Source organism: Rhizobacter sp. P2_D12 (assembly GCF_056404395.1).
Genome location: NZ_JBFUEB010000273.1, coordinates 1 through 1,722, shown reverse-complemented (window position 1 = coordinate 1,722; position 1,722 = coordinate 1). Strand labels below are relative to the sequence as shown.

The 1,722-nt window shown below is 71.3% G+C and carries 1 pseudogene; it reads left to right on the top strand.

What is annotated here, in order from left to right:
- A pseudogene (locus AC1DYN_RS32365) lies at nucleotides 1–1,722 on the top strand (GH36-type glycosyl hydrolase domain-containing protein); the annotation flags it as partial.

Genomic DNA, 1,722 nt, shown 5'->3' with positions numbered 1-1,722 from the left:
TGTCGATACCGCCGCCAGCGGCAGCCTGGTGCTGGCGCTGCGTACCTTCGCCGTCGGCATGGACGAAGTGCTGGATCAGCCGATCGCCGGCGCTGCGCCGGACGGCATCCGCGCCACGCTGCTGGTCGTGCGCGAACACGCGCATGGCGCGCCGGCGTCATTCCTGGATGCGCTGGACGAGATGGATGGCGCGCTGGCGCCCGAACGCTGCCGCGCCCTCGACACACTGCCGGGCCTTGCCGATTGCCTGCGCCTGGCGCTGGCCAATGCCGAACGCCTGATGGCCAGTCTGCCCGAGGATGCGGCGGCAGAACCGGCGCTGGTCGCCTGGGTCGAGCGTCTGCATGCCGGCTGCGGCGCGCAGCTGGACGACCTGTACGTGCTGGTGCCGTGGATGCGCGCCGTTCAGGAATATGTGCTTGGCGCCAGCCTGACCCGGATCCCGACACTGCGCGAACTGGCGCAGCTCGACGCGCCGGCAACGGGTGGCGCTGGCCTGGCTGCCCTGGTGGAAGCGGGCCGCGCTTGCGCGCAGGAGCGTATCGAACGGCTGACCGCGCTGGCCGCCGCAGCGCGCGACGCTGCCCGCATGGACTTCGGCGCACTGGTCGATCCCGCCACCGGCCAGCTGGCCGCCGGCTACCACGTGCGCGACAAGCGCCTGGACGGCGACAGTTGCGACTTGCTGGCGTCGGAGTCGCGCATGGCCAGTTTCGCCGCCGTGGCCCAGGACCAGCTGCCGCAGCAGCACTGGTGGTCGCTCGGGCGCCCGCAGCGCATGGCTGGCGGGAGCACGCTGCTGCTGTCGCGCCGTGGCGCCATGGCCGATCTGCTGGCGCCGCAACTCTGGATGCCGGTCTGGCGCGACACGCTGCTCGACGCTGCCGACCGCGCGCTGGTGCGCGCCCAGGCTGCGCACGCCAAAAGCAGGGACGTGCTGTGGGGCTTTTCGCCATCCCGTTGCAATGCCGTGGACGCCGCTGCGCGCTACCGCTCCGGCCAGTTTGGCTTGCCCGCCGCCGCGCTGCAGCGCCAGCGCGACGATGACCTGGTCGCCGCGCCGTATGCCGCCGCGCTGGCGCTGGGCGTGATGCCGGGCCTGGCCAGCACCAATCTGCGCGCCTTCGCGGCGCAAGGCATGCTGGGCGAACTCGGGTTGTATGAAGCGCTCGACTACGCACCAAGCCGTTTGCCGCAAGGCGAGCGCCAGGTCATCGTGCGGGCGTACGCCGCGCGCCATCAGGCGATGCTGCTGCTGGCGCTGGCCCGCCATTTGCTGGGCGAGCCGATGCAGCGCCGCTTCTGCCGCGATCCCGAATTCCGGGCCGCGCTGCCCTTGCTGCAAGAACCGGTGCCGGTCTCCGGTGCGGCCGCCGAACGCCGTTACACCGGCGCGGCAACCGCCAGCCAGAGCGTGACGGCGCGCCCGTATGCGCGCGTCATCGGGAGCGAGCCCCCGGTGCTGCCCGAAGTTCAGCTGCTGTCCAATGGCCGCTATCACCTGGTCGTGGCCAGCGATGGCACTGGCGCCAGCCGCTGGGATGATAAACAGATTACCCGCACCGGCATCGGCGACACCGGCTTGACGTGCCATGTGCGCGACGTCGCATCCGGCCAGGTCTGGCCGGGCCTGTTGCCAGAGAGCGAGCGCGAAACGGTGTTTTCCGAGGGCCGGGCCAGCGTGCGCTGCCTGGATAACGGGCTGGCCATGCACACCGATAT